At 65.7% G+C, this 21833-nt stretch carries 21 protein-coding genes and 1 pseudogene; 7 read left to right on the top strand and 15 right to left on the bottom strand.

The window, feature by feature from the left end; translation table 11 throughout:
• Positions 1 to 83 precede the first annotated feature (83 nt).
• A complete protein-coding gene (locus C8J25_RS07470; protein ID WP_056057518.1) occupies positions 84 to 1235 on the top strand; it encodes an N-acetyltransferase in 1152 nt (383 codons plus the stop codon).
• A 419-nt stretch (positions 1236 to 1654) separates the two neighbouring features.
• On the opposite strand, the gene C8J25_RS07460 is transcribed toward C8J25_RS07470, so the two are convergent.
• The 6 genes and pseudogenes from C8J25_RS07460 to C8J25_RS07435 all read right to left on the bottom strand — a co-directional run bounded on the left by C8J25_RS07460 (position 1655) and on the right by C8J25_RS07435 (position 7773).
• Complete coding sequence (locus C8J25_RS07460; protein WP_107953742.1) at positions 1655 to 2443, bottom strand: transporter; 789 nt, start codon at positions 2441 to 2443, stop codon at positions 1655 to 1657.
• A complete protein-coding gene (xth, locus tag C8J25_RS07455) occupies positions 2440 to 3210 on the bottom strand; it encodes an exodeoxyribonuclease III (protein ID WP_107953740.1) in 771 nt (256 codons plus the stop codon). The genes C8J25_RS07460 and xth overlap by 4 nt, the downstream gene beginning before the upstream one ends.
• A gap of 7 nt (positions 3211 to 3217) precedes the next feature.
• A complete protein-coding gene (gene erpA, locus C8J25_RS07450; RefSeq protein WP_056057508.1) occupies positions 3218 to 3556 on the bottom strand; it encodes an iron-sulfur cluster insertion protein ErpA in 339 nt (112 codons plus the stop codon).
• A 47-nt stretch (positions 3557 to 3603) separates the two neighbouring features.
• Positions 3604 to 4200 (bottom strand): annotated as a pseudogene (locus C8J25_RS07445) (M23 family metallopeptidase); the annotation flags it as partial.
• A gap of 443 nt (positions 4201 to 4643) precedes the next feature.
• The gene (locus tag C8J25_RS07440; protein ID WP_107953738.1) at positions 4644 to 5096 is read right to left on the bottom strand and encodes a peroxiredoxin; all 453 of its coding nucleotides are present in this window, start codon (positions 5094 to 5096) and stop codon (positions 4644 to 4646) included.
• Positions 5089 to 7773 carry a bifunctional [glutamine synthetase] adenylyltransferase/[glutamine synthetase]-adenylyl-L-tyrosine phosphorylase gene (locus C8J25_RS07435; RefSeq protein WP_244186873.1) on the bottom strand — a complete coding sequence of 895 codons (2685 nt, stop codon included), beginning with the start codon at positions 7771 to 7773 and terminating at the stop codon, positions 5089 to 5091. The genes C8J25_RS07440 and C8J25_RS07435 overlap by 8 nt, the downstream gene beginning before the upstream one ends.
• A 76-nt stretch (positions 7774 to 7849) precedes the next feature.
• On the opposite strand from C8J25_RS07435, the gene C8J25_RS07430 reads away from it, so the two are divergent.
• On the top strand, positions 7850 to 8032 hold the full coding sequence (locus C8J25_RS07430) for a hypothetical protein (protein ID WP_107954001.1): 183 nt from the start codon (positions 7850 to 7852) through the stop codon (positions 8030 to 8032).
• A gap of 25 nt (positions 8033 to 8057) precedes the next feature.
• On the opposite strand, the gene C8J25_RS07425 is transcribed toward C8J25_RS07430, so the two are convergent.
• Together C8J25_RS07425 and C8J25_RS07420 are read right to left on the bottom strand one after the other, a co-directional pair.
• The gene (locus C8J25_RS07425; protein WP_244186871.1) at positions 8058 to 8672 is read right to left on the bottom strand and encodes a sigma-70 family RNA polymerase sigma factor; all 615 of its coding nucleotides are present in this window, start codon (positions 8670 to 8672) and stop codon (positions 8058 to 8060) included.
• Between the two features lie 342 nt (positions 8673 to 9014).
• Positions 9015 to 9818 carry a response regulator gene (locus tag C8J25_RS07420; protein WP_107953735.1) on the bottom strand — a complete coding sequence of 268 codons (804 nt, stop codon included), beginning with the start codon at positions 9816 to 9818 and terminating at the stop codon, positions 9015 to 9017.
• 347 nt (positions 9819 to 10165) lie between these two features.
• Between C8J25_RS07420 and C8J25_RS21295 the strand changes: the two genes are divergently transcribed.
• The 3 genes from C8J25_RS21295 (at position 10166) to C8J25_RS07405 (ending at position 12322) form a co-directional block, all read left to right on the top strand.
• On the top strand, positions 10166 to 10255 hold the full coding sequence (locus C8J25_RS21295) for a NepR family anti-sigma factor (protein WP_162236688.1): 90 nt from the start codon (positions 10166 to 10168) through the stop codon (positions 10253 to 10255).
• Between the two features lie 86 nt (positions 10256 to 10341).
• Positions 10342 to 11883, top strand: a complete 1542-nt coding sequence (locus C8J25_RS07410; RefSeq protein WP_107953733.1) for a sensor histidine kinase — start codon at positions 10342 to 10344, stop codon at positions 11881 to 11883.
• 304 nt (positions 11884 to 12187) lie between these two features.
• Positions 12188 to 12322 (top strand): entericidin A/B family lipoprotein, encoded by a 135-nt coding sequence (locus C8J25_RS07405; RefSeq protein ID WP_056057480.1) that lies wholly within the window; start codon positions 12188 to 12190, stop codon positions 12320 to 12322.
• A 98-nt stretch (positions 12323 to 12420) separates the two neighbouring features.
• On the opposite strand, the gene tatC is transcribed toward C8J25_RS07405, so the two are convergent.
• The 5 genes from tatC to C8J25_RS07380 are packed head-to-tail and all read right to left on the bottom strand — an operon-like array spanning position 12421 to position 15412.
• A complete protein-coding gene (gene tatC / locus C8J25_RS07400; protein ID WP_107953731.1) occupies positions 12421 to 13203 on the bottom strand; it encodes a twin-arginine translocase subunit TatC in 783 nt (260 codons plus the stop codon).
• 43 nt (positions 13204 to 13246) lie between these two features.
• The gene (gene tatB, locus C8J25_RS07395; RefSeq protein WP_107953729.1) at positions 13247 to 13771 is read right to left on the bottom strand and encodes a Sec-independent protein translocase protein TatB; all 525 of its coding nucleotides are present in this window, start codon (positions 13769 to 13771) and stop codon (positions 13247 to 13249) included.
• 38 nt (positions 13772 to 13809) lie between these two features.
• Complete coding sequence (locus tag C8J25_RS07390) at positions 13810 to 14055, bottom strand: Sec-independent protein translocase subunit TatA (RefSeq protein WP_056055794.1); 246 nt, start codon at positions 14053 to 14055, stop codon at positions 13810 to 13812.
• Positions 14056 to 14090: 35 nt separating this feature from the next.
• Entirely contained in the window at positions 14091 to 14693 is a 603-nt protein-coding gene (scpB, locus tag C8J25_RS07385) for an SMC-Scp complex subunit ScpB (protein ID WP_107953727.1), read from the bottom strand.
• Positions 14690 to 15412 (bottom strand): segregation and condensation protein A, encoded by a 723-nt coding sequence (locus C8J25_RS07380; protein WP_107953725.1) that lies wholly within the window; start codon positions 15410 to 15412, stop codon positions 14690 to 14692. Before C8J25_RS07380 ends, scpB begins: the two co-directional genes overlap by 4 nt.
• Before the next feature lie 106 nt (positions 15413 to 15518).
• Here C8J25_RS07380 and C8J25_RS07375 point away from each other — a divergent pair, with 106 nt between their 5' ends.
• A complete protein-coding gene (locus tag C8J25_RS07375; RefSeq protein ID WP_056055789.1) occupies positions 15519 to 15725 on the top strand; it encodes a ParD-like family protein in 207 nt (68 codons plus the stop codon).
• A gap of 1 nt (position 15726) precedes the next feature.
• Entirely contained in the window at positions 15727 to 16500 is a 774-nt protein-coding gene (gene map, locus C8J25_RS07370; RefSeq protein WP_107953723.1) for a type I methionyl aminopeptidase, read from the top strand.
• A 187-nt stretch (positions 16501 to 16687) separates the two neighbouring features.
• On the opposite strand, the gene C8J25_RS07365 is transcribed toward map, so the two are convergent.
• Both C8J25_RS07365 and C8J25_RS07360 read right to left on the bottom strand, forming a co-directional pair.
• On the bottom strand, positions 16688 to 17689 hold the full coding sequence (locus C8J25_RS07365; RefSeq protein WP_107953720.1) for a glycoside hydrolase family 3 N-terminal domain-containing protein: 1002 nt from the start codon (positions 17687 to 17689) through the stop codon (positions 16688 to 16690).
• Positions 17690 to 17727: 38 nt separating this feature from the next.
• Positions 17728 to 21807, bottom strand: a complete 4080-nt coding sequence (locus tag C8J25_RS07360; RefSeq protein ID WP_107954000.1) for a translocation/assembly module TamB domain-containing protein — start codon at positions 21805 to 21807, stop codon at positions 17728 to 17730.
• Between the last annotated feature and the right edge of the window lie 26 nt (positions 21808 to 21833).

The raw sequence follows: 21833 nt of genomic DNA, 5'->3' as shown, positions 1-21833 counted from the left end.
GGGTCTTGCGATGACGCACGTGTCACTCGCCTTTATTCGCTTCGCTGGGTAGACACGCGCAACAGCGTATTCGGGAACACGACATGGCCAAGCTCATCATTCGACCGGTCGAGACCAAGAAGGACCGCAAGATCTTCATCGATCTGCCGTTCCGTCTCTATGCCGACGATCCCAATTGGGTGCCGCCTTTGAAGTCGGAAGCGCTGGGACTGATCACGCCCGAGAAGAACGGCTGGTTCAGCCATGCCAAGGCGCAGTTGTTCCTGGCCGAGGAGGACGGCCGCGTGGTCGGGCGCATTTCGGCGCATATCGATACGCTCGCGCTGACGATGCCGCCCGAGCAGGGGTTCGGGCCCGGCGTCGGCCAATGGGGGCTGATGGAAGCGGAGCGGCAAGACGTGTTCCAGGCGCTGCTGGAGCGCGCCGAGGCGTGGCTGCGCGAGCAGGGCATGACGCGCGCGCTCGGGCCGATCAGCATGTCGATCTGGGAGGAGCCGGGCCTGCTGATCGACGGTTACGATCATCCGCCGACGATCATGATGGGGCACGCCAAGCGGGAATATCGCGGCTGGATCGAGTGGGCGCAGTATCGCCCGATCAAGCAGCTGATGACCTATGAGGTCGACGTCACCAAGCAGTTCCCGCCGATCGTCCAGCGGATTATCAAGTCGGGCGAGAAGAACCCGCGGATCAGCGTCCGTAACGTCGACAAGACCAAGTTCGAAGAGGAGGCGGCGATCATCCTGTCGATCCTCAACGACGCGTGGCGCGACAATTGGGGGTTCGTGCCGCTGACCCCGCCGGAGATCAAGGACGTCGGCGTGAAGCTGAAGCCGATCGTCTTCAACGACCTGATCCGGATTGCCGAGCTGGACGGGAAGCCGGTTGCGTTCATGATCACGCTGCCGGACCTGAACGAGGCGATCAAGCCGCTGAACGGCAGCCTGTTGCCGTTCGGTTGGGCGAAGCTGTTGTGGTGGTTGCGCAAACCCAAGGTGCGGACGGTGCGCGTGCCGTTGATGGGGGTGGTGAAGGAGCTGCAGGCGTCGCGTATGGCAAGCCAGCTGGCCTTCATGATGATCGAATATATCCGTCGTGCCTCGGTCGAGAATTACGGCGCGCAGCGTGCGGAGATCGGCTGGATCCTGGATGACAACCAGGGGATGCGGTCGATCGCCGAGACGATCGAGAGCCGGGTGAACAAGGTGTACCAGGTGTACGAGCGGGTGCTTTAGGTAAGAGCGGGAAGCGTTCTCGGCCTGAGATAGCGTGTTCCCCTTCGCGGGAGAACAAGGAGGCGAGGACTGCTCGGCATTGTCGCGCCGCCCTACTCCCGCTTCTCCTTACCGAAGGGCATCTTGAGCGTCACCGCGGCCCCCTGCCCGCTTGCGCCGGGTAGCTGCGTTCGGATCGCGTGGACGTTCCCCTTGCCGCCACCCGGCAGCCGGAACGACAGCGGATCACCCCTCGGCGGTTGGACTGGCGCCGATAGCGTCGCCAACCTTTGGTCGATCGAACGAGCACAGACGATAATTTCGCCATCGGGGTCGGTCTGGACCGGACACGGCATCGTCGACCTAACAGGCCGCTTGCGCAATTCGGGTGGAAGCGGCGGCCCGGCTACCGCTTGCAGCAGGAGCAAGCCGGCCAGCATCTAGAACCGCCGGGATATGCCGGCGTAGACCCGCGCATCCGGGGTGTTCGCGTTCAACCCCGCCGCACCGAATATGTCGAACTGGAGATTGTCGTTCGCCATCCAGGCCAGCGACAACGCCGCGACGGCCTGCGTCTCATGCTCCTGGGGATCGTCATCGCGGAGCGCCTGCATCTCGCCGGTCAGCGTGAAGGCCTTGTCGAGTTTCACCGCCAGGCCAGCGGTCGAACTGTACGCGAGATGCCGGCCATTGCCGTCTTGGTCGACCGCCGCATCGATTTCCGGCGTGAGGTCGAGCGAGACCGTGTCGGAGATTTCGTAGGTCACGGGAACGAGGAACCCTGCGCCCCAATCGCCGGCGCCGATCGACGAGCGGCCAACCGGCAGCGTCACGAACGGCAGCACCGATACCGACAAGCCGGCGCCGTCGGGATTATGGAGGTTCGCCTTCATCCCGAGCGACACGTCGCCGACACCGTTCACCGTATCGACCCCGGTCGAATCGCGCATCCGGTCGTGCCCAAACGGCGTCCAGCCAACCCGCGCCTCGATCGAGTCGCTGACGCCGACGCGAACCAGCGTATCGCCGAACAGGATATTATCCTCGCGCGAGCCCGGCTGATCGTCGCGCGTCCAGTCCGCAATCGACGTCTCGACCGAAATCTTGCCCGGCGCGATCGTGCAGGCGGGCGTATCGATGCCAGGACGATCGGGGCAATATTCGCGGTCTTGCGCCATCGCAGCACCGGACAGGCTCGCCAGGGCGATACCGAGAAGCAGCCGCCTCATCGCAGGCGAACCCAGGTCGGCGCGTGGTCGCTGGCCTTTTCGCGACCGCGATAGGCCTTGTCGACGCCGGCATCGATCATCCGGTCGGCGGCCTGCGGGCTCAGCAGCAGGTGATCGATCCGGAACCCGGCGTCGCGCTGCCAGGCACCTGCCTGGTAATCCCAGAACGTCCAGACGCCGCCCTTGGGGAATTGCGTACGCAGCGCGTCGGTCCAGCCTTGTGCGACGAGCGCGCGGTAATGCTCGCGGCTCTCGGGCTGCATCAGCGCGTCGTCCTGCATCGTGCGGACCGAGAAGGTGTCGTCGTCGTTGGCGATGACGTTGTAGTCGCCGGCGAGGATGGCCGGCTTTTCCTCCGCGAGCAGGACGCGCGCGCGGGCCGCGAGGCGGTCCATCCAGCGGAGCTTGTAGTCGAATTTGGGGCCGGGCTGCGGGTTGCCGTTGGGGAGGTAGAGAGCGGCGACGATCAGTCCGTCGATCTCCGCCTCGATATAGCGGCTGTGCTCGTCCTCTGGTTCGCCTTCGAGACCGCGCTGGCGCACGACGGGCGTGTCGCTCTTCGCGAGGATCGCGACGCCGTTCCAGGCCTTCTGTCCGTGCCAGACCGCGCCGTAGCCGGCGGCTTCGATGTCGGCGATCGGGAAGGTGTCGTCGCTCGACTTCAGTTCCTGGAGACAGACGATGTCGGGCTGGTCTTCGGTGAGATACTCGATAAGCCGCGGCAACCGCGCCTTGATGCCGTTGACGTTGTACGTGACGATTTTCATGGCAGTCTCAGACCGAGAAGCTGGAGCCGCAGCCGCAACCCGACGCGGCGTTGGGGTTCTCGACCTTGAATGCCGCACCGGCGAGCGACTCGACGTAATCGACCGCGCAGCCACGGACGAGATCGATGCTGACGCTGTCGACGACGAGCTTCACGCCATCATGCTCGGCGATCACGTCATCGGACTCGACCGAATCGGCGAACCCGAACTTGTACTGGAACCCGGAACAACCGCCGCCGTCGACAGAGAGTCGCAGGATCGCCGGCTTCCCCTGCTTGACGGCGATCGCCGCGACGCGCGCCGCGGCGGAGGGGGTGAGGATGATGTCTTGGACCAGCGTTGCCATGCGCTGGAGATAGGAGGTTGCGCTATCCGCGGCAACCTTGGGGTTGATCAGTCCTGCGCGGCGGGGCCGCTGGTGGAGACGGGGATCGCGTTTACCGAGCGGTCCTGTGCGGCGAGGAGATAATCGGCGGTGGTCAGGAACGGCACCGGGTTGACCGCGTGGCCATCGATGCGGACTTCGTAATGGAGATGCGAGCCGGTCGAGCGGCCGGTCGAACCCATCAGCGCGATCAGCTGGCCACGAACGACGCGAGCGTTGTCGCCGACGAGGATCTTCGAGAGATGGCCGTAGCGCGTCGCGATGCCCTTGCCGTGGCTGATCTCGACCATGTTGCCGTAGCCGCCCTGGCGACCGGCGTGCGCGATGATGCCGTCGGCTGTGGCGTAGATCGGCGTGCCGATCGGACCGGGAATATCGACGCCGGCATGCATCGCCGCGGTGCCGCGGAACGGATCGGAGCGGATGCCGAAATTGCTGGTGAACGAGAGCGAGTGGACCGGCTGGACCGACGGGATCGCGATCACGCCCTGTTGTGTCGCATCGAGCTTCTTCCAGGTCTGGAACAGCGTGCGGAACTGCGCGTCGGCGCGGAGATCGGCGGTGGCTTCCTCGGCATTCGCGGCGATCATCGGACCACCGGTTGCAGCAACGTTATGCGCTATTTTGGAAGCGACGACCTGGGCCTCGGCAGTCGCGCCGACCGTGGTCATCCCCATCACTGTTGCGGCGATCGCCAGTCGGCGAAACGTGAACGACTTGGACACCATCGACACGGCCTTGAGGCGCGTCACGATGGCTGCTGCGGTAAATTCGACCATTGGTCCCCGACACAAAAATGCAGGGCCGTTCGCTTCAAGGCGGACGGCTCCGAAACTCTGTCCTGACTCGCAGCCCCTCCGCGCACCAGACAGTCTGGGTTAGGCCGGATACCGCCGTTCCGGGCAATAGCCCCGCGCGGTCGGCGCGGCGGAGCGGCAGGTTGCTGCGGCGAGTTGATGCGAATTGGGACGATTGCGAGGGAACAGTAAGCCGCCGACGACATCGGACGCGAAATGTCGGCGAATCTCCGAACGTTACTGCGGGCTGTTCAGAGCGCCTTGGCGGCGGCCAGAACCGTCTCGGCATGCCCCGCCACGCGGACCTTGTGCCACGCCTTGGCCAGCGTGCCGTCGGCGCCGAACAGGAACGTCGCGCGCTCGATGCCCATGTACTTGCGGCCGTACATCGCCTTCTCGACCCACACGCCGAAAGCCTCGCAGGCAACACCTTCGACATCGCTGGCAAGCCGGACCGCAAGTCCATGTTTTGCCGTGAATTTTACGTGCGATGCGGCACTGTCCTTCGACACGCCGACGACGGTTACGCCCGCGGCTGCGAACGCGTCGGAAAGCGCGGAAAAGTCCTTCGCTTCGGTGGTGCAACCTGCCGTGTCGTCCTTCGGGTAGAAATACACCACCAGCGGCGCGCCGAGGCTTGCCAGCGAAACCACGGCGTCATCGATCGTCACCGATACGTCGGGGATCATCGAACCTTCATCCATCCTGCTCTCCCGTCACCTGCGCCCAAAACCAGCGCACCTCCTGCCGCGTCGTTTCGAGCGTGGCAACCACCGCTGCCCAGTCCGTCACGCCGATCGCGCGGGCGATGAGATCCTCCGTGGCATGCCCTGGCGGCGCGGCATCGGGTGCGACGAGCCGCAACGTCACGAGCAAACGCGTGAGGACGTCGTGCGCCGGGCGGAGCGACGGCGGGACAAGGTCCAATCGGATCAACGCGTCGATCGCGGTGCCGAGATTGGGATCGAAGCCGGCCCTGTTCACGAGCTGAACGACGTGGGTCGCGAATTCGAGATCGACGAGGCCACCGGGAAGCAGCTTGGCATCGAGTGCGCCCTTGGGCGGCTTGTGCGCGGCCATGTCGCTGCGCATCGTTCGCGCGTCGGCGATCACGTCACGCGCCGGTCGATCGCCTTCGAGCACGTCGCGGACGATCGCCGCCACCGCATCCCGAGCTACGGCCGATCCGAATACCGGGCGGGCGCGGGTGAGCGCCATGTGCTCCCAGGTCCAGGCATCCTCGCGCTGGTAGCGGGAGAAGCTGTCGAGCGTGACGACCAGCGGCCCCTGCCCGCCCGATGGCCGCAACCGGGTGTCGATCTGATACAGCGGGCCCGCCGCCGTCGCGACCGACAGCGCGCCGGTCAGCCGCTGGGCGAGACGGTTGTAGTAGAGCGTTGCGCCGAGCGGTTTCGGACCATCGGACTCTGCGGCGAAATCGCCCGTAAACAGATAGATGAGGTCGAGATCGGACGCGTGCGTGAGCATCGCGCCGCCCATCCGACCGAGCGCCAGCACCACGAGTTCGCTGTCCGGCACGCGGCCATGGACCTTGGCGAACTCGTCGATCGTCGCGGTTGCGAGGACGCCGATCGCCGCCTCAGCGACCCGTGCATAGCCCGCCGCGACATCGAGCGGATCGGACGCACCGGCGACAATCTGTGCCCCGAGCGCGAATCGCAGCTCGCCGACGACGCGCCGGACATGGTCGAGCCGGGACTGATAGTCGCCGCCCGCCTCACCCGCGCGCATGATCGCTTCGAGCGCCGCGACGTCGCCGACCGGCTCGAACGCGGTCGCATCGATCAGTCCGTCGAGCAGATCGGGGCGACGCCCGAGATCGTCCGCGAGCGTGGGCGCATGGCTGAGGATCGCGGCAAGCAACGTCGCCAGGCCCGGACGTGCCTCCAGCAAGCGGAAGATGTTGATCGCGCTCGGCAGGCGTTCGAGCAACGCGTCGAGGCGAAGTAGCGCCGCTTGCGGGACAGGGGCAACCGCGAGCGCGGGGACGAGCGTGGGCAATACCGCCTCCAGTGCCTCGCGTGCGGCCGGACTGCGCAGTGCGGGATAGGCGCCACCGCGCCACGCCTCGATCCGCCGACGCGCCGATTCGGGCTCGTCGAACCCTGCCGCAGCTAGGTCGGCTTCCAACGTCACCGCGTCATGCGAGAAGGCGGGGCGGACGGTATCGTCGAGCGCGTCGTAGATCCGGCCGGTCACCGTGACTCGCGGTTCGAGCAGCGCCAACAACGCGCTCGAATCGTCCAGCCCGTGTAGTCTCGCCACGCGGTCGAGCGCATCGCCGGTCGGCAAGGCATGGGTCTGGCGGTCGTCGATCATCTGGACGCGGTGCTCGATCGTTCGGAGCAACGTGTAGCCGTCGATCAACGCAGTCGATTCGTCTGTGTCGATCCAGCCTGCTTCGGCTAGGCGGGTGAGTGCATCGCGGGTGGCGGGCGCGCGAAGAGCGGGATCGCGGCCGCCGTGGATCAGCTGGTGGATCTGCGCGAAGAACTCGGCCTCACGGATGCCGCCGCGCCCACGCTTGAGATCATAGCCGGGGCCGAATGCCTGGCCTTGTGAATGATGATCGCGGATCCGCGCGGAGATGCCGCGGATCTCGCCGATGGCACCGAAATCGAGCGCGCGACGCCACACGAACGGACGGATCGCGTCGAGAAATCGCTGGCCGAGCGCGATGTCACCGGCGGCGGCGCGCGCGCGAATGAAGGCGGCGCGCTCCCATGGCAGCGCTTGCGCTTCGTAATAGCCGATCGCCGCATCGACCGGCAGCGCGATGGGCGTGATCTCGGGTGATGGCCGCAGGCGGAGGTCGACGCGCAGGACATAGCCGTCGCCGTCCCGCGCCTGGAGCAATTCGACGACGCGCTTGCCGATCCGGACCGCCGCCTCTTCAGGCTCCTCGCGCGGGCGCCTTGGCAGCGTCGCCGGGTCGAACAACAGGATCGGATCGATGTCGGACGAATAATTGAGCTCGCTGCTGCCCTGCTTGCCGAGCGCGATCGCGACGAAGCCGCGTGGTTCGGCGCCGGGGGTCCGCTCCTCGATCGCGGTGCAGATCGCGGTGTCGAGCGCATAGTCGGCAAAGCGGGTCAGCGCGCCAGTTACTGCGGTAAGATCGAGAACGCCTGCCAGATCGCCGACCGCAACGTTGAGCGCCATTGCGCGCCGTTCGATCCGCAGGCGACGCGCGACCGGCATGTCGGCTTCGGCACTCGACAAGGAGAGGTCCAGCTTGCCGGCCGCCAGCGATCGCGCCAAGTCCGGCTCACGGTTGAGGACCATCGCCAGGAATGGGGACCAAAGTCTTGCGCGGTCGAGCGCGGCGTTTATCGCCAGTTCAGGTGAGACTAAAGCCATGCGCCATCGCTATAATCCGCTGCCTACGCGTGTCACGACAAAGCAACGAAAACGCTATTGGCCCGTTGTAGCGAACATGACTTACGCATTCCTCACGATCAGGCGCGAAGAGAACGGCCAGCAGGTCGTGCGCCGCCCCCAAGCGACCGACGTGATCGGTCACGTGCTACGTGGCGCGTTCGACGACACGCACTCGATGCCCGACGATATGATGATAATGTTGCGCCGCCTGGACGCGATGCCGCATCGCCTGAACTGAGCGATGCGGCCCCCGTTAATAGGGTTTAGCGACCGCGACTGAGTTCTTCGACATCGCCCATGATCGAGTCGAGTGCGGTCTTGCTCGTATCTGTCTCATGATCACGTCGCGATGGTAGCGAACCGTCGGTGAGGATCGTTTCGAGGGCAACGCGACCCCGCGCTACACGGCTCTTGATCGTCCCGACAGCTACGCTGCAGATTTCGGCGGCTTCTTCATACGCGAAGCCACCCGCGCCCACGAGGATCAAAGCCTCGCGCTGCGGCTGAGGCAAATGCATCAGTGCACGCTGCATGTCGCCTAGCTCGACGTGACGATCCTGGCTCGCAGGCGCGGCAAGGATGCGGTCGGCGACCAGATCGTCCCACTCGCCCTTGAAGCGTGCCCGGCGCATCTGTGAGAGATACAGGTTCCGGAGGATGATGAACGTCCATGCGCGCATGTTCGTCCCGGCCTGGAACCGAAGACGCGCGGCCCAAGCCTTGAGCAGCGTTTCCTGCACGAGATCGTCGGCAAGATCACGGCTACCCGACAACGAGCGACCGAACGCGCGCAAATGCGGGATTACCTGGGCAAGCTGAACCTTGAACTCGGCATCCGACAAGGAGACATGCTCGACCGGCTCGACAACATCATCCATTTCGTCGTCCACGGGCGAAGCAGGCTGGGTCATGGTAATCCGATCAATCCCGATAAAACACTGCCGTACGCGGACGACAGACATAGGCACAGGTCGCGGGAAATACCAGCGACCTGCTCATAATCCGGCTCAGCGCAGGATTATAAAGCCAAAGATAACAATGACCAAGACGAGGGAGATCGCCAGGATGTACCGGGTCATGTGCGGCGTGGAGCCAGCCCGTGCGTCCTCGGTATCGATATGGATTGGTTCGTTCGGATCAGCCATAATCACCAAACTCACGAAAAACGTTTTGGGTCCGTAACCGTCTTGCGGTCACGAACCCGATACGCGTGGCCGCCGTCAGGCGGTCGGGACGGTCGCTTGGTCGAAGAACAGCGCCTGACTGATCGCGGCCTTCACGGTCGAACGCTGGAACGGCTTGGTGATCAGGAACGTCGGCTCGGGACGCTCGCCGGTCAGCAGGCGCTCTGGGAACGCGGTGATGAAGATCACCGGGACCTCGAATTCGGCCAGGATGTCCTTGACCGCGTCGATGCCCGAGCTGTCGTCGGCGAGCTGGATGTCCGCGAGGACGAGGCCGGGACGCATTTCCATCGCCAGGGCGACGGCTTCGTCACGCGTGACCGCAACGCCGGTGACGTCGTGGCCGAGATCGCGGACGATCGTCTCGATATCCATCGCGATGATCGGCTCGTCCTCGATGATGAGAACTTTCGCGCGGGTCTGGTTTTCGATCTCGGACAAGGCATCCGCGACCAGATCGTCGACTTCGCTTGTATCGACCTCAATCAGATACGCGGCGTCCTCAGGCGTGAAGCCTTCCATCGCGGTCAGCAGCAGTGCCTGACGCGACAGCGGAGTCATCCGGGCGAGGCGAGCGCGGGCGACGGCTTCATGACCTTCGGAATCGGTGGCAGTCTCGTCGGCAACTTCGTCGAAGTTCGCCGAGTTCCAGATCGCCTGGAACATACGGTACAGTCCGAGACGGGGATCTACGTCGCGGGGAAATTCCTCGGGCGCGGCGACGATCGCCTCGAGCGTGGCGCGCACGTATTTGTCGCCGTGCATCTGGCTGCCGGTCAGGGCCCGGCCGTAGCGCCGCAAAAATGGAAGGTGCGGTGCAAGTTGCTGTCCAAGAGACATGGGTAACGAATACTCCCTGATCCTACGCGGCCCCTCATGTGTCGGGTGGCTCGCGTCATTGCAATGGTGTCGGTCGAAAATGCCCCGTGTCCACGCCATCGCCGCCAGGTATCGGCTGCGATCGAGCGGAGATGCGTATTTTTCGCTCAGGTGTGGAACCATCCAGATGCTATTTGGTTTCACGAACATCTTTCGCGAGTATGTAGTCCGGTGCCCATGGGCGCAGTTTTGCTCGTCATCACATATTGGTTTGCGTCGTGCAGGGGGAAGTTTTGAGTTTGGGCCACGACACGGAGAAGACAGTGCCTGCAACGAAACCCGCCAAGGTCCCTGATAAGGACCAACAAATGGGTTCGGCGTTGCGCTCGGTGTATCAGAAGACCGTGGACGAGACGATCCCGGACGACCTTCTCGAACTCCTCGGCAAGCTGGACTGACGGTGGGCCGCGAGCCCATAGCGACCGCTCCAGATACGACCTCCCCGGAGCCAGCGCCGCTAAACAAACGCCGCCTGCTGTCCGCGATGGGCAGTTTACCCACCGGCGCTAAACTTTTCCTGATCATTAGTGCGGCGCTCTTGCCGTTGGCCTTGATCGCTGTGTTTGCCACGTTGCAGACGACGCGACTGGCCGATGCAGAGGCGCGTGCTCGGTTGCGCGTAACGGCGGACGAAAGTGCGCGCGCCATCGCGATCGAACTCGTCGGCGACATGACCGCGCTTCGGGTTGCGGTGAACGCGCTCGGGACCGATCCTGCCGATGCCCCAAGCTGCGCACGCGCTCAGGGCGTGTTCGCCCAGCAGTCGTCGGCCGGTACGCGCTTCATCATCACCGACCGCGCCGGCCATGTACTGTGCGGCGTGCCTCTACCAAACCCAGTGACCGTGCGGCAGGACAACATGCCCGTGGCCGCAGCGATCGTCCCCGACAATGGACTGATCCTCGCGATTTCCGGTCCCAGCGGCGACACGTCCGCCCGCGCCTTCTTCCCCCGTGCCTTCCTAGAGAAGATCGGGCGCCCCTCGACGCGCGCGTCCGCGTTCAGCAGCGCGATCGTGCTCGACGAGGACGCGCTTCACCTCGAGACGATTGCCGACGAGCGCCCGCTCGATCGCATGGAGACGATGCGGACCGAACTGGGCGTCGCTGGGCTAGCGTTGCGGACGAGCATCCGCAGCGCACCCGTGACGTCGTCGCTGATCGTGGCGATGCTGTTGCCGCTGCTGATGTGGATCGCCGCGGCGAGCATCGCGTGGTTCGTGGTCGACCGGCTTCTGATCCGCCCGCTTCGTCGCCTGCGCGGTGCGGTCGCTGCCTTTACCCCCGGCGAGGAACTCGATTTCGGCACCGTCCACACCCTGCCCGCCCAGGAAATTCGCGAACTGGGAGAAACCTTCCAGTCGATCAGCCGGACGGTTGCGCTGCACGAGGCCGGCCTTGCCGAGGGGCTGGTGCGCCAGACCAAGCTTACGCGCGAGGTGCACCACCGCGTGAAGAACAACCTTCAGGTCATCTCCAGCCTGATCAACTTTCACGCCCGCAGCGCCCCCAGCCCTGACGCCACCGCTGCCTATTCGTCGATCCAGCGCCGCGTCGATGCGCTGGCCGTGGTTCACCGCAACCACTTTGCCGAGCTCGAGGAAAACCGTGGCCTGAACCTGCGGACGATGATCGGCGAGCTTTCCGCCAATATCCGCGCGACTGCGTCGGATCGCTCGCACGGCCTGGGCATCACGCTCGATATCGATCCGTATCTGGTCAACCAGGACGTCGCGGTCGCGCTGGCGTTTCTGGTGACGGAGACGATCGAACTTGCGATGAGCTGCGATCCTGCGGCGCAGATCAGGATCGTGGTGAAGCCGGCCGACAAGCTTGCCGACAAACCGGACCGGGCGGTTGTCCGCGTCGTTTCGCGCGCGTTGGTCGAGAGCGATGCATTCCGAGAGGCCTTGTCGCGCTATGGTCGCGTCATGGAAGGCCTGTCGCGCCAGTTGCGGTCGCCTCTCCACCACGATCCACTGGTCGGCGCGTACGAGATCGCCTTCGCCATTACCGGGCGCGACTAAGCGTTTTCTGCAGTGTCGGCTAATCCATATCAAAAGACGCATTTAATTGAATAGATTTGAAGAAAAGCGGGAACCGACCATCGCCGTTGCCGTTCTACACTTCGGATAGCGACTTTATGCCCCCCCGCTCTCGCTATCCAGAACACAGGCCCGGTAGCACACCCTCCCCCCCCTGGTGATGCTGCCGGGCCTTTATTCCAAAAATAGCCTTTTCCTGCCGTGCGTTGGTTCCAGCGGCGGAACGAATGGCGTCCCCGAACATTCCCCCTCCCGTGGCATTCAAGCCCTTCTTGGAGGAAGTATCATGCGTAAGTTGGTTGGACTGGCGATTGTAGCCAGCGCGTTGATGGTGTCGGCATGCAACACGGTCGAGGGCGCAGGCAAGGACGTGAGCTCGGCGGGCAAGACCGTCGCGAAGACCGCGAACAACGCCAAGTAAGCCTTTGCGCTTATCGTAATGAAACGGGGCCCGGTGCGCATGCACCGGGCCCCGTTTTCGTATCTGCCCTGCTTCTCGAATAGCCTCTGCGGCTCGGATCAACTCTCGACGATGTCGGTCGATTCACCTTCGACCGCCTTGGCCTTGGCCCGGCTACGCTCGGTGAACCAGATGCCGATCAGCGCGAGTTCGTACAGGATCACCAGAGGGATCGCCAGCAGCAGCTGCGAGCCGATATCCGGCGGTGTCAGCACCGCCGCGATCGCGAACGCCGCGACGATCGCATAGCGCCGAGCACCGATCAGTTGCTTGCGCGTGACGATCCCTGCCCGTTCCAGCAGCATCAGCAGGACCGGCAGCAGGAACGAGATACCGAAGCCGAACAGGAACTGCATCGTGAACGAGAGGTAGTTGCCGATCGCCGGCAGCGCTTCGCGGTGGATGCCACCGACCATCCCGTCGAAGCCGAGCAGGAAGTGCAGCGCCATCGGGATCGCGACGTAATAGGCCATTGCGGCGCCCGTGAGGAACAGGACCGGCGTGGCGAGGATGAACGGCAGCAGCGCGCCGCGTTCCTTCTTGTACAGGCCCGGCGCAACGAACTGCCACACCTGGTTCGCGATCACCGGGAACGACAGCATCATCGCGGCGAAGAACGCCACCTTGATCTGGACGAAGAACGCCTCGAAGATCTCGGTATAGATCACCTTGTTCTGACCCGCAGCGAGCAGCGGGTGAACCAGGAAGCCGAAGATGTTCTCGGCGAAATACATCGCCACCGCGAACGTCACGACCAGCGCGGCGATGCAATAGAGCAGCCGCCGCCGCAGCTCGATCAGATGGTCGAGCAACGGCGCCCGGCTTTCGTCGATCTCGCTCATGTCTGGCTTTCGGCGTTATGGAGGGCAGTCACGGCCGCCGCGGTCACGATGACGCCACGTCGGACTTGCCGGTCTTGTCGTCGGGATGGGGCGCGGTCGCGGCCGGCGTATCCAGCGGTCCGTCGAAGAGGTCCGGACCGCGATCCGCCAATGGCTTATGCTCCTGCTCGGCCGGTACCGGCGAAGCATGCTCCGACGCGGCAGCTACTACCGGCTTTTCGACCATCACCGGCTCATCGGTATGATCCACGGAGCGATAATCGCGACGATGCTCTTCCGTCTCCGGCGAGTGCACCACCTGCGTGGTATCGGCCGTCGAGTCCGTGCCCGTCTGCGGATGCTCGCGCATGATGCGTTCGTTCTCCGACGCCCAGCGCTTTTCCATTTCTTCGAGTTCAGCCTCGCGGACCATCGAATCGAAGCCCGAGCGAAACTGCCGCGCGACGCCACGCGCCTTGCCGACCCAATAGCCGACCACGCGCATCGCCTTGGGCAGGTCCTTCGGACCGATCACGACGAGCGCGACGAAGGCCACGAGCAAAAACTCGGAGGGCGCGATATCGAACATTCAGCCGCGCCTATCTAGGGTCGTCAACTCTGCCGGCTTCAGGCAGGACGGTCGTCGCGGACGCGATTGCCGTCGCGATCGAACGCGGGATCGGCAGTCTTCTGCGCTTCGATCCGGGCCGATGGCTTGGCCGGCGTTTCGTCGTCGTTCTCGGACATGCCCTTCTTGAAGTTCTTCACGCCCTTGGCGACGTCGCCCATCAGGTTCGAGAATCGGCCGCCGCCGAGAAGGAGGATCGCGACGACCGCGAGAACGAGCAAGTGAATCGGGCTAAAACCGCCCATGGCAATTCTCCTGGAAACTGAACCCTATCTAAGCCTCATCCTGCCGCTTTGCCAGCCACCTCGCCATCCCGACTGTCATCTTCGCCATCTTCGAGCCGATCGAAGGCGAGATCGACCGGATCGAGCAGCCCGGCGGCGCGCAAATCGTCGATTCCGGGGAGGTCGCGGCGGCTCTGGAGGCCGAAATGGACAAGGAATGCAGGCATGGTCGCGAACATCAGCGGGCGTCCCGGCACTTCGCGCCGCCCGGCCGGCTTCACCCAGCCCGCTTCCATCAGGACGTCGAGCGTCCCCTTCGAGATCTGCACGCCGCGAATCGCCTCGATTTCCGCGCGGGTGACGGGCTCGTGGTACGCTATGATCGCCAGCGTCTCGATCCCCGCGCGGCTGAGCTTGCGCGGTTCCTCGCGGTCCCGGCGGAGCATGTGCGCCATGTCGGGTGCGGTCTGGAACTGCCAGCGCTCGCCGCGCCGGACGATGGCGATGCCGCGGCCGGCATAGTCGGCGGTCAACTGGTCGAGCGCCGCTCGAACGTCGCCGGTGCCGACATGCGCGCGAATCGCGTCGAGCGTCAGCGGGGTCTCGGCCGCGAACAGCACCGCCTCGACAGCGCGCGCGAAGTCGTCGGGTGGGGTCACGCGCGGGCTCTCAGATACAGCGGCGCGAAGGGCGACGCCTGCCGCAGTTCGATCTTCCCTTGCCGCGCGAGTTCGAGCGCCGCGACGAAGCTCGACGCCAGCGCCGATCGCCGCAAACGCTCACCCGCTTTGGGGAGGAAGCTTTCGATCACGCTCCAGTCGATCCGCTCGCCAACCAGCATCGACACGCGCTCGAGCGCCGCCTCCAGCGTCATCACCTCGCGGTCGGCGACGACATGCATCACCGGCCGCGTCCGCGCGGAAATGCGACCGTACGCGGCGATCAGGTCGAATATTTCCGCCTGCCACGCGGCCTTGCGCACCGTCCGCAGCCCCTCGGGCGCGCCGCGCAGGAACACGTCGCGCCCTGTCCGATCGCGCGCCATCAGCCGGGCACCAGCCTCGCGCATCGCACTCAGGCGTTCGAGCCTCAGTTGGAGCCGCAGCGCGAGTTCCTCCGGGTCGGGCTCGGCAAGCGGGTCGCGTGGCAGGAGCAACGCCGACTTTAGATACGCCAGCCACGCCGCCATCACGAGATAGTCGGCGGCGAGTTCGAGCTTCAGCGCGCGCGCGGAATCGACGTACGCCAGATACTGCTCGACCAGTGCGAGGATTGAGATTTTTCGCAGATCGACCTTCTGCCCGCGCGCGAGCGAAAGCAGCAGGTCGAGCGGGCCCTCCCATCCGTCAAGATCCAGGGTCAGTTGCGCGTCGTCCATCGCCGGACGCTACAGCGCGCGCTGCCGAGCAGCCACCCTTCACGTTTGACGCGCAACCATATGAACCGTATACGTTTCATATGGTAAAAGTGCATGTGAGGCTTGAATGGGTATCGTGAAGATCGACGACGCGCTGCACGAAGACGCGCGGCGGGCGAGCCAGGTGCTGTGCCGGTCGATCAATGCGCAGGCGGAGTTCTGGATGAAGATCGGCATGCTCGCCGAGGCCAACCCGACGCTGTCGTTCAACGATATCGTCACCGCGCAACTCGCTGCCGCGTCGGTGCGCGTCGCCGACAAAACGGCAGCCTGAGATGGTGAAGACGCTGGCCGAACTGGCACTGATGCGCGTGTCGGGCGCGCTGCTGGCGTCGGTGTTCGGGATGCTCGACGAGCAGGGGCTGGCAGGGCTGTCGACGTTGCAGGTCAACGACATGGTCGATCGATACATCACCGAAGACCTCGCCGCCCGGCCTGCGAGCAAGGGGCAATATGGCTTCGAATATGTCCTGAACAGTTCGATCAACCATGTCGTCTGCCACGGCGTGCCGAACCCGCGCGATGTCATCCGCGACGGCGACATCGTCAATCTGGACATCACGCTGGAAAAGAACGGGTTCATCGCCGATTCGAGCAAGACGTATATGGTGGGCACCGTTCCGCCCGCCGCAAAGCGCCTCGTGCGGGTCGCGCAGGAGGCGATGTGGCAGGGTATCCGGCAGGTCCGGGCGGGCGCGCATCTCGGCGATATCGGCTTCGCGATCGAGCGGCATGCGAAGAAACACGGCTATGCGGTGGTGCGCGATTATTGCGGGCACGGCATCGGTCGCGAGATGCACGAGGAGCCGCAGGTGCTCAATTTCGGGCGCGCGGGGACCGGCATGACGCTGCGCGAGGGGATGGTGTTCACGATCGAGCCGATGATCAACCAGGGGACGCGGAAAGTGTCGACCGCGGATGACGGGTGGACCGTGGTGACCGACGACGGCAAGCTTTCGGCGCAGTTCGAGCATACGGTGGCGGTGACGCGTGGCGGGGTCGAGGTGCTGACGTTGCGCGGGGACGAGCGGGCTCGGGGGTTGGGGTGACGGGGGGAACGCGTAGCAGTTCGCATCCCCATTCCGTTCGTGCTGAGTAGCGACTGAGCAGGCTCGTCAGAGCCGTATCGAAGCGGCGTATCGAAGCACAGGTTTTACCCGCCAACCTGTCCTTCGATACGCCGCTTCGACAAGCTCAGCAGCTACTCAGGACGAACGGGGGTTCGGGCATCGGGAGTTAAGCGCTGGCAAGTAGCGCGTCTCGTGTTGCGATCAGTTCTGCAAACTCGCCTTTGCCCGTCCCGACCGACGCCATTGCTCGATCAAGCCGCGCAAGCGACGCCTCCGAGATTTCCCCCAGCCGCCCGGCGATCTCGACCATCTCGTCCATCCGCGCCCAGCAGTCGAGCACCAGATCGCACCCAGCCGCGATCGCGCCGGCCGCCTTGTCGCCGGCGGTACCGGACAGCGCCTTCATGTCGATGTCGTCGGTCATCAGCAGGCCGTCAAAGCCGATCCGCCCGCGAATGATCTCGTCGATCACGATCGGCGACAGCGTCGTAGGGCGATCGGCGTCCCACGCGTCGAAGACGATATGCGAGGTCATGCCCATCGGCGCCTGGTTGAGGGTACGGAACGGTTCGATGTCGATCTCGAGTTCGGCATCGGTCGCAGTGACGGTCGGGAGGTGGTGGTGCGTGTCGACCATCGCGCGGCCGTGGCCCGGCATGTGTTTGACGACACCGACCACACCGCCTTCGGCCAGCCCCTCCAGTGTCGCACGGCCGAGAGCCGCAACACGCATGGGATCGGAGCCGAACGTGCGCGAGGCCACGGCTTCGGTGGTGTCCGACTGCGACACGTCGAGCAGCGGCAGGCAGTCGACGGTGATCCCGACCTCGCTGAGCATCACGCCGAGCGCCTGCGCGTTGGCGCGTGCTGCCTGGATCGCGGTCATGGGCGCGCGTTCGTAGGCTGCATCGAACACCGGTCCTGCCGGGAATGCGGGCCATTCGGGCGGTCCCATTCGCGCGACGCGGCCGCCCTCCTGGTCGATCAGGATCGCGAGGTCGTCGCGTCCGGCTAGCACACGGAGCGAGTCCGTGAGCGCCCTCACCTGCGCGCGGTCGACGATGTTGCGCTTGAACAGGATGTAGCCGGCGGGTTCGCACTCGGCGAAGAACGCGCGTTCGGCGGGGGTGAGGACGGGGCCGGACAGGCCGAAGATGACGGGCTTCATGTCTCGTCTTTATCCCAGCACCGCGGAAGGATCATCCTTCAATAATCCTTCGACACGCGGACGTTGGCGCTCTGGCGGCCGAGTGTGGAGATGCTCGACAGCAATGACAGCCAGCGGGTGACCTGGAACTCGACCTGCGTGGCGGAATAGCCCTGACCGTCGGTGACGATCTCTGCATAGAGGCGCCGGGTGACGTATTTGCCCGCCGCGATCGAGGTGCCCTGCCCGGTCTGCGGATCGGCGGGGAGGATGCGGAGGCGGTCGAGTCCGGCGGCGCGGCGCACCGCGTTGATCGGGTTGAGGCCGCTGCCACCGCCCTGCAATGCCGCGACTGCCGCTGCCAGCTGCAACGCTTCGGGCGCGGACAGGTTCGTAATCGAGGTGCCGAACAGCAGCCGCGAGAGCAGTTCGTCCTCGGGCAAGGCTGGCGTGCTGGTGAATCCGATTTCGGGCTTCAGCGCGTAGCCGGTAACGCGGATCGATGCGCTGAGGCCCGTCGAGTCCGCGTTCGCCTCGATGTCCAAAGCTGGGTTCGCGGGCACCTGCCCGTCGAAGCGGATTACGCCGCGCGCCAACTCGAACTGGCGGCCCGCAAACTCATAGTCGCCGCGGATCAGCGTCGCGCGGCCGGTGATCGCCGGGTTCTCGGGCTGGCCGGCGATCTGGAGGTTGGCGGACCATTCGCTGGTGAGACCGAGCCCGCTGACCATCACCTGGTTCGGCGCGCGCGCCTTGATCGCGAGCGTCCAGGGCTTGGTCGGCGTCGCGACTTCCTCGCCGCCGTCGGGCAGGTTGATCTCGCGGATGTTGAGTTGGGGAACGGCGCTCGCAGCGGTGGCCTGGCCGAGGCGATAGCGGCTCTTGTCGAGCACGACGTCGCCGGCGATCGTGCCGCCCGAGCCGTTCGACTTGAACGTCAGCGGCCCGGACACGGTCGCGCCGATGTCGTCGCGGTTGATCATCACCGCCTTGTCGGCCTGCAGCGCGAGGTCGAGGCCGATCCCGGCGGCGGCGGCGAATTCGAACTGGCCGGTGCCGGTAACGCGCCCGCCCTTGCCCGCGTCCGCGCCGAACCGGTCGATCACGAGCCGCGAACCGCCGAACCGGCCGGTCGCCTGGACGTTGGTAAGGACGGTGCCGGTGGTGGCGCTCTCGATCCGCGCGCCATTGGCCTGGACGACGCCGCGCAGGGTCGGGTTGGCGAGCGTGCCGACGACGTCCGCACCGATCGCGACCGGGCCCGAGAGGTCGAACAGTTCGACGCCGGTGAGGCGCCAGAGCGTGTCGGCCGGGCCGCTGTAGCGGAGTTGTCCGAACAGGCGTGCGTTGCTGATCCGGGCGGCGAGGTCTCCCTGCCCCAGCGGCGCGAGTTGGGCCTGGGCGCGGCCGATCGTCTTGCCGGCGGACGCGATCACCGCGCGCAGGCCGAGCTTGTCGGGGGAGAGCACCGCCGCGACGCCGACGTCGATCGGGCGCGACGAGAGGACGAGGCCGGCGCGGCTGAGCCCGCGGATCGTCACGTTCGCCTTGCCGGTCGGGGCTGCACCATTAGCGGTCGCGATCGTGAAGCTTCCCGAGGCGCTGCCACTGAGACCGAGCCCGGGATAGGCGATGTCGAGGATCGCGAGCGGCATGCGCGTCAGGCTGGCATCAATCGCGGTGCTGGCGGCAGTGAAGCGACCGCCGACCTGGGCCTCGCCGCCCGAGAAGCTGAGCCTGGTCGGCGCGAGGTGCCAGCCATCGTCTTCCTGAGTCAAAACCGCCGGCGTGAGCAGTTTCAGCGGGCGGCCGTCGAGCGTGCCTTGCGCGGAGATCGCGTAGCTCGTGGCGGTCACCTGCGTGACGCTCTGGATATCGAACGCGCGGCCGCGGGAGCCGGCGATCGATGCCTTGATCGTGCCGACGCCGCCGCGCAGCGACGCGGAACCGTTGAACCGCGCGAGGCTGAACGTGCCGCGACGCAGGCCGAGGCCGGTCGCGGTCGCCTCGATCGAGGTTCCGGCGGGATCGAGCAACGTGACGAAATCGAGCTTGCCCTGGCGGAGCGCGATGCCGTCGAGCGTCGCGGCCTTCGCGGCGAGATGCCCTTCGACGCGCTGGATCTGGCCGACCGGGCGGAACAGGAGTTCGCCCGAGATACCACCGCCCGCAACCGCGAGTGCGCCGTTAAAGCCGCCATCGACGACCGCGATGTTCCCGCTCGCCTTGGTGCCGGCAACGTTCAGCGCGGCGATGGCGATCGTCGCATCCGCACCGGGTGGCAACAGGATCGCGCCGTTGGTGGTGAACGGCCCGAGCCGCGATCCGCCCGCCGCGGTGAAGGCAAACCCCTGCGGCGTCGGATCGAGATGCGCGCGGACGTTCGACAGGCCGAGCGTCGCGTTCGGGCTGGCGAAGACGAGGTCGAGCGTCGGCTTTTCGATCTGGCCGTCGAGTTTCAGCGTCACCGGGCCGTAAGTCTGCTGGCGCCCGCCGCCCTCGAAATGGAAGGTGCCGTCGCGCCTGCGATAGCCGTTGCCGATCAGCCGGATCTGCGGCGCGGTGAGCACGAGGTTGGTGAAGTGCAGCACGCCGTCGGTGGTGCGTTCGAGGTTGGTGGTGATCCGCGGCAACCCGCCTGAGAGGCTGCGGAAGAACGCGTTGTCGAGCCGCACCATCTGCGCGCTGCCCTGCCCGATCACGCGCGTGCCCTTGCGGTTCGGGCCGGGGACGACACGCAGGGTCGATTTCACATCGACGATGCCGAGACCGGGGATCAGATAGCGGGCGAGCCCGCCGTTGATGCCGACCTCGAACTGGCCGTTGCGCAGGTCGACCGCGAGATTGATGCTGCCGGTAAGCTTGTCCGACCGGAGCTTGAGCGCGTCGCCGGTGAGCAGCGTCGGGGTCACGCGGAGCAGTCCGTCGACCGACAGGTTGCGCAGGATCCCGCCCGCGACGGTGCCGACCCCGGTGACGCGCGCGGCGGTGAAGCGGATGGGGACGGTTACGGGTGCCGCGGACAGGCGGCCCTTGCCGGCGGCGTGGGCGTTCTCGAATCCGGTCTGGTCGAACGCGAAGCGGCTGGCGTTGAGGCGATAGTCGAACGCCGCGGTCGCGAACGGGCCGTCGAGGATCGCGCGCAATTCCACCATGTTGCCCGTCATGTTGTCGAACAGCGCGGGCGGCCGGAGCAACCGTGCCTTGATCCGCACGTCGCGATAGGCGTTGGCGGCGAGATCGATGATCCCGGTCGTGTCGATCGCCAGCGCGGGCGTGCGGAGTGAAAGCTGGCCGTCGAGCCGTCGGTTGGCGAACTCCGCACTGCCGTTGACGAGGATGCGCGGTGCCGTCAGCCGTTGCAGCCGCCCCTTGAGCAGCGACGACGGCGCGAGCGTGCCCGACAGCGTGTAGCGCCCGGCGACCTGCGCGAGCGCGAGATCGACGACGCGCGTCGTGCCGACGATGCCGTTCGCGCGGCCGTTCCACTTCGCCCAACTGCCGTCGCCGGTGACCGCGAGCGCGACCGGGCCCTTCGCCTTCACCATCCGCGCGAGCACGCCGCCTGCGGCCCCCTTCGCGGCGACGTCGAGGTCGAAGCGGTCGCGTGCGGGCTCGGCGTCGATCCGGAGCTTCAGATCGTCGCTGCCGGCGACGCGTGCCTTGAGGTCGACGAGTGCACGGCCGGAGCGAATGTCGGCGCGGCCTTCGAGCGTCCCGATCCGCTCGGTCCCGAGCACGCGCTTCGCCAGCGTGAGGCGGCCGACCGAGAGCTTGCCGATATGGATGTCGAAGTCGGGGAGGATCGGGCCACGGCTCTTCGACGGGCGCGTGCGCGGAGTGTGCGTCAGGATCGCGCGATCGACGATCAGGCGGCGTATCTCGAGGCGGTTCGAGAACCAGTCGAACGGGGACCAGTCGAGCGTGACGTTGGGCGCCTGGAAGACCAGCCCTTCGAGATCGTACACGCGCAGATCGACCAGCCGCGTGTCGCCGTATAGCGAGCCGTCGATCCGACCGACCGTGAAGCGCAGGCCGTTGGCGGTCTTGATCGCCGCGATCCGGTCCGCGACGAAACGATGGCCGATATCGGTGTCGACGATCAGCAACGCCGCGCCGACGATCGCGAGCAGCGCCATGACCGCGCTTGCGATCCACCGCCACC

Source organism: Sphingomonas faeni, from assembly GCF_003053745.1.
Classification (GTDB): Bacteria; Pseudomonadota; Alphaproteobacteria; order Sphingomonadales; family Sphingomonadaceae; genus Sphingomonas; species Sphingomonas faeni.
Note: the sequence above shows the minus strand (reverse complement) of the source record. Positions and strands in the feature narration are given on the sequence as shown.

Bases quoted from the DNA above. Each gene is read 5' to 3' on its own strand.
- C8J25_RS07380 (WP_107953725.1), bottom strand. From the start codon at position 15,412: ATGGACGACGCGCAACTGACCCTGGATCTTGACGGATGGGAGGGCCCG.
- C8J25_RS07470 (WP_056057518.1), top strand. From the start codon at position 84: ATGGCCAAGCTCATCATTCGACCGGTCGAGACCAAGAAGGACCGCAAG.
- map (WP_107953723.1), top strand. From the start codon at position 15,727: ATGGTGAAGACGCTGGCCGAACTGGCACTGATGCGCGTGTCGGGCGCG.
- C8J25_RS07430 (WP_107954001.1), top strand. From the start codon at position 7,850: ATGACTTACGCATTCCTCACGATCAGGCGCGAAGAGAACGGCCAGCAG.
- C8J25_RS07405 (WP_056057480.1), top strand. From the start codon at position 12,188: ATGCGTAAGTTGGTTGGACTGGCGATTGTAGCCAGCGCGTTGATGGTG.
- C8J25_RS07460 (WP_107953742.1), bottom strand. From the start codon at position 2,443: ATGAGGCGGCTGCTTCTCGGTATCGCCCTGGCGAGCCTGTCCGGTGCT.
- C8J25_RS07435 (WP_244186873.1), bottom strand. From the start codon at position 7,773: ATGGCTTTAGTCTCACCTGAACTGGCGATAAACGCCGCGCTCGACCGC.
- C8J25_RS21295 (WP_162236688.1), top strand. From the start codon at position 10,166: ATGGGTTCGGCGTTGCGCTCGGTGTATCAGAAGACCGTGGACGAGACG.
- C8J25_RS07375 (WP_056055789.1), top strand. From the start codon at position 15,519: ATGGGTATCGTGAAGATCGACGACGCGCTGCACGAAGACGCGCGGCGG.
- tatC (WP_107953731.1), bottom strand. From the start codon at position 13,203: ATGAGCGAGATCGACGAAAGCCGGGCGCCGTTGCTCGACCATCTGATC.
- tatB (WP_107953729.1), bottom strand. From the start codon at position 13,771: ATGTTCGATATCGCGCCCTCCGAGTTTTTGCTCGTGGCCTTCGTCGCG.
- C8J25_RS07365 (WP_107953720.1), bottom strand. From the start codon at position 17,689: ATGAAGCCCGTCATCTTCGGCCTGTCCGGCCCCGTCCTCACCCCCGCC.
- C8J25_RS07410 (WP_107953733.1), top strand. From the start codon at position 10,342: ATGGGCAGTTTACCCACCGGCGCTAAACTTTTCCTGATCATTAGTGCG.
- erpA (WP_056057508.1), bottom strand. From the start codon at position 3,556: ATGGCAACGCTGGTCCAAGACATCATCCTCACCCCCTCCGCCGCGGCG.
- C8J25_RS07425 (WP_244186871.1), bottom strand. From the start codon at position 8,672: ATGGATGATGTTGTCGAGCCGGTCGAGCATGTCTCCTTGTCGGATGCC.
- C8J25_RS07420 (WP_107953735.1), bottom strand. From the start codon at position 9,818: ATGTCTCTTGGACAGCAACTTGCACCGCACCTTCCATTTTTGCGGCGC.
- xth (WP_107953740.1), bottom strand. From the start codon at position 3,210: ATGAAAATCGTCACGTACAACGTCAACGGCATCAAGGCGCGGTTGCCG.
- C8J25_RS07390 (WP_056055794.1), bottom strand. From the start codon at position 14,055: ATGGGCGGTTTTAGCCCGATTCACTTGCTCGTTCTCGCGGTCGTCGCG.
- C8J25_RS07440 (WP_107953738.1), bottom strand. From the start codon at position 5,096: ATGGATGAAGGTTCGATGATCCCCGACGTATCGGTGACGATCGATGAC.
- C8J25_RS07360 (WP_107954000.1), bottom strand. From the start codon at position 21,807: ATGGCGCTGCTCGCGATCGTCGGCGCGGCGTTGCTGATCGTCGACACC.